Origin of the sequence: Mesorhizobium sp. M2A.F.Ca.ET.042.01.1.1, assembly GCF_003997405.1 — a bacterium.
In the GTDB taxonomy this organism is placed as follows: Bacteria; Pseudomonadota; Alphaproteobacteria; order Rhizobiales; family Rhizobiaceae; genus Mesorhizobium.
In genome coordinates, this window is record NZ_RZRX01000373.1 from 1 (window position 1) to 4,237 (window position 4,237).

Annotated in this window: 5 protein-coding genes; all 5 read right to left on the minus strand. The window is 64.1% G+C overall.

All coding sequences use genetic code 11. The features are described 5' to 3' along the window. Positions 1-721, minus strand: a 721-nt coding sequence (locus EOA23_RS31980) for an ATP12 family chaperone protein (protein ID WP_127307023.1), incomplete at its 3' end; no start/stop codon positions are given. Positions 722-731: 10 nt separating this feature from the next. After that, positions 732-1,607, minus strand: coding sequence for a DMT family transporter (locus tag EOA23_RS31985; protein ID WP_127307026.1), 876 nt, complete (start codon positions 1,605-1,607; stop codon positions 732-734). 44 nt (positions 1,608-1,651) lie between these two features. Beyond that, on the minus strand, positions 1,652-2,632 hold the full coding sequence (locus EOA23_RS31990; RefSeq protein ID WP_126061020.1) for an RluA family pseudouridine synthase: 981 nt from the start codon (positions 2,630-2,632) through the stop codon (positions 1,652-1,654). A gap of 121 nt (positions 2,633-2,753) precedes the next feature. Next, positions 2,754-3,119, minus strand: coding sequence for a DUF779 domain-containing protein (locus EOA23_RS31995; protein WP_127307024.1), 366 nt, complete (start codon positions 3,117-3,119; stop codon positions 2,754-2,756). A gap of 71 nt (positions 3,120-3,190) precedes the next feature. Next, positions 3,191-4,237, minus strand: a 1,047-nt coding sequence (gene adh / locus EOA23_RS32000) for an aldehyde dehydrogenase (protein ID WP_127307025.1), incomplete at its 5' end; no start/stop codon positions are given.

The window sequence follows — 4,237 nt, forward strand, 5'->3', positions numbered from 1 at the left end:
CTGCCTCCGCGTCCTGGCCCCAGTGCTCGATCTGCCAGTCCTCGTCGACATGGGCCGCTGCCCAAGCTTCCTCGGCGTCCAACTCGCCGAAATCCACGGCCAGCGCCAGCAGCGCCGAGCCGGTCAGCGCCGTCATGACATGGATGGCGGCCAGCCGCATCGGCTCCGAGCGTTGGCCAAGATGCGCGCCGAGGATGGCGATGGCCTCGCGCGGCTGCTCGACATGGATGACGCCTTCGGCAAGATTGAAGCGCGCGCCGAGGCTGCTACGTGCCCAGTCCAGCACCGGATCCCACAGGTTGTTCTGACGATCGACCAGACCTTGCGGACCATCGGCGCGGTAGCAAAGCAGATCGGACGAAGCGAAGCGCAATACATCTTCCAGCACCGCCTGCGGGTCGGAGGCGACGCCATCGATGGCGGTGTTGACGAGGCGCATGACGGGCATCGTCACGGGGTCGATGACCTCGGCCTGCGCGCTGAATTCGTCGGCCACGAGTGCCGCAGCCCTTTCGGTCGGCAACACCATCATGGCCTTGCCCGGCGTGCGCACCGGACGGCCGTCGAGATGAACGGCAAAGCCGTTTTCCACCGGGACGACCGAAACCGCCTTGTAGAAACGCTTCGGCAGCGGCGTCTTCATCTGGATCTGGGCGCGGCGCACGGGATCGGGGTCGGAAAGCAGTTTTCCGGCTTCGAGGTTTTCGAGGATGTCGCGCATGTCGAACTCCCTAAACTGTTGGCTGCCTGCGCGCCGGCCGGTTGACGATGATGAGACCGGCGGCGATCAGGGCCAGAGCCAGGAATATCCTGGTCGTCGGCGCTTCACCAAGGACCACCGCGCCGCACAAGACGCCGAATACCGGCGACAGGAAGGCGAAGCTCGACAGACCGGACGCGGGGTAGCGCCGAAGCAGCCAGAACCACAATACATAGGTGAAGGCGACGATATACAAAGACTGGAAGAGCAGCGCCAGCGTCGGCAAGGTTGCAACCGCGCGAATGGGCGGGCCGGCCAAGGGCATCACCAGGAAACCGACTATCGCGGCGCCGGCCAGTTGGTAGAGCAGCAGTTTCTCGGCGCTGGTCGCGACCAGTTTCGAGCGCTTGATGACGATGCTGGTCGCCGCCCAGAGAATGCCCGAGCCGAGACTGAGCAGATCGCCGGTCAGCGATGCGTCGCTGCCTTCGACGATGCCGTCGGAGAACACGGCCACCAGGCCGCAGAAGGCGAGGACAAGCCCACCGAGCTTGCGCGCGTTGATGTGCTCGCCGAGCAGGAAATGACCGCCGATCAACACCCAGAACGGCATGGTGTTGACCAGCAGCGTGTTGCGGGCGACGGTCGTGTATTCGAGGCCGATATAGAGACACAGGAACTCGACGCCGAAAAGCACGCCGACGATAATGCCGGCGCCCAGCGTCCCATCCGCTTCGAACAGCTTGATGCCGCGCAACCGGCACCAGCCAAGCACGCAGGCTCCCCCGATGAGCGAACGGGCGATCGAGACGAAGACGGGATCGTAGCCTGCGTAGGAGATCTTGGCTGCGACGTAGTTCAGTCCCCACGAGAAGGTCAGCCCGACCATGATGGCCGCTGCGGCCATGTCGACCGCGTCACGGCGATCCAGTGCCGGCGCAACGGTCAAACTCAGTCCTCCGCGCTCTGTTCGTCGAAGCCGAGCAGGTTCCAGCTTTGCCGCATATGCGGCGGCATCGGCGCCGTCACATCGATGACGCCCTGGTCCGGGTGCGGGATGACGATGCGGCGGGCGTGCAGATGCAGGCGGTTCTGGATGCCCCCCGGGAATTCCCAATTGGTATCGGCCTCGAAATATTTCGGATCGCCGATGATCGGGCAGCCGATATGAGCCGCATGGACGCGCAGTTGATGCGTGCGACCGGTATAGGGCTCCATCTCCAGCCAGGACAGCGACTGCGCCGCCTGCTCGACGACGCGATAGTAGGAAACGGCGTGGTCGGCGCCCTTCTCGCCATGCTTGGCGATGCGCACGCGGTCACCATCCGGTGTCGCCTCCTTGACCAGCCAGGTCGAGATCTTGTCCTCGCGCTTCGGCGGCACGCCCTTGACCAGCGCCCAGTACGTCTTCTTGGTCTCTCGCGCCCGGAACGCTTCCGAAAGCTTCATTGCGGCCAGCCGGGTTCGGGCAACGACCAGCACGCCGGAGGTGTCGCGGTCGAGGCGGTGGACGAGGCGCGGCTTCTCGCCCTTCTGGTTGCGCCAGGCTTCCAGCATGTCGTCGACATTGCGGGTGACGCCCGAGCCGCCCTGTACCGCCAGGCCGGCCGGCTTGTTGAAGACGAAGACCTTCGGGTCCTCGTGCAGAAGCATCTTGGCGAGCACGTCGGCATCGCCCTGGTTGCGGATCGAGTGACCGGTGAGCGGCGCATCGCCTTTCTTGTCGATGTCGAGCGGCGGGATACGCACCGTCTGACCAGGCTCTACGCGCGTGTCGGCTTTCGCCCTGCCGCCGTCGATACGGATCTGACCCGAGCGCAACAGCTTCTGCAGGTGGCCAAAGCCGAGGCCCGGATAATGGACCTTGAACCAACGGTCGAGCCGCATGCCCGCCTCGCCGGCCTCCACCGTGATCTGTTCTACACCTGCCATGGATACGCTTTTCCGTTTGAAAGCGGCGCCATAGCACTAAGGCGAACAGGTTGCGAGCCAAAGACCCAACAAAGCGCGACGATTACCCCAATCGCGGCCGATGGTGCGCTAGTCTGCTCGCTCAGTCGGCGGAAGATGACGGTGATACCGCGCAGACCGTCGAGCGCGTCAGGAAGCGCTTCTCGCGGCCATTGTCGAGCGAGAACATGCCGCCCCTGCCCTTCACCACGTCGATGATCAGGTCGGTGTGCTTCCAAACTTCATATTGCGAGGCGCTGATATAGACCGGCGTGTCGCCGATCTCGCCGAGCATCACTTCATTGTCGCCGATCATGAACTCGCCGCGCGCATAGCACATCGGCGAGGATCCGTCGCAGCAGCCACCGGACTGGTGAAAGAGCACCGGCCCGTGGTCGGCGATGATTTCGGCCAGCAGCGCCTTGGCCGCCGCCGTGGCCGAGACTTTGCCCAATGAAGCCCTGTCCATGGCAATCCTCCTATGTCGAAGGGAGGGCACCGTCCGCGGCGCTCCTCCCTTCCCCCTTCGCCCTGGGAGGATCAGAAGAAGCCGAGCTTCTTCGGGCTGTAGCTGACCAGCATGTTCTTGGTCTGCTGGTAGTGGTCGAGCATCATCTTGTGCGTCTCGCGGCCGATGCCGGACTGCTTATAGCCGCCGAAGGCGGCATGCGCCGGATAAGCGTGATAGCAGTTGGTCCAGACGCGGCCTGCCTGGATCGCGCGGCCGAAGCGGTAGCAGCGGTTCGCGTCGCGGCTCCAGATTCCGGCGCCGAGGCCGTACAGCGTGTCGTTGGCGATCGACAGCGCCTCGTCATCGTCCTTGAAGGTCGTCACCGACACCACCGGCCCGAAGATTTCTTCCTGGAAGATGCGCATCTTGTTGTGACCCTTGAAGACCGTCGGCTTCACGTAATAGCCGCCGGCCAGGTCGCCCGGCAGGTGGTTCTGCTCGCCGCCGGTCAGCACCTGGGCTCCCTCTTGGCGACCGATATCGAAGTAGGAGAGGATCTTTTCCAGCTGCTCGCTCGAAGCCTGCGCGCCGATCATCGTGGCCGGATCGAGCGGATCGCCCTGCACGATCGCCTCGACGCGCTTCAGCGCGCGCTCCATGAACTTGTCGTAGATCTTTTCATGCACCAGCGCGCGGCTGGGGCACGTGCAGACCTCGCCCTGGTTGAGCGCGAACATCACGAAGCCCTCGATCGCCTTGTCGAAGAAGTCGTCATCCTCGGCAACCACGTCCTGGAAGAAGATGTTGGGCGACTTGCCGCCGAGTTCCAGCGTCACCGGGATGAGGTTCTGCGAGGCATACTGCATGATCAGGCGGCCGGTCGTCGTCTCGCCGGTGAAGGCGATCTTGGCGATGCGGTTCGACGATGCCAGCGGCTTGCCAGCCTCGAGGCCGAAGCCATTGACGATGTTGAGCACGCCTTCCGGCAAAAGGTCGCCGATAAGGTCGGCCCACAGCATGATGGTGGCAGGCGTCTGCTCGGCCGGCTTCAGCACCACGCAATTGCCGGCGGCGAGCGCAGGCGCCAGCTTCCAGCAGGCCATCAGCAACGGGAAGTTCCAAGGGATGATCTGGCC

Bases quoted from the DNA above. Each gene is read 5' to 3' on its own strand.
- EOA23_RS31985 (WP_127307026.1), bottom strand. From the start codon at position 1,607: ATGGCCGCAGCGGCCATCATGGTCGGGCTGACCTTCTCGTGGGGACTG.
- EOA23_RS31990 (WP_126061020.1), bottom strand. From the start codon at position 2,632: ATGGCAGGTGTAGAACAGATCACGGTGGAGGCCGGCGAGGCGGGCATG.
- EOA23_RS31995 (WP_127307024.1), bottom strand. From the start codon at position 3,119: ATGGACAGGGCTTCATTGGGCAAAGTCTCGGCCACGGCGGCGGCCAAG.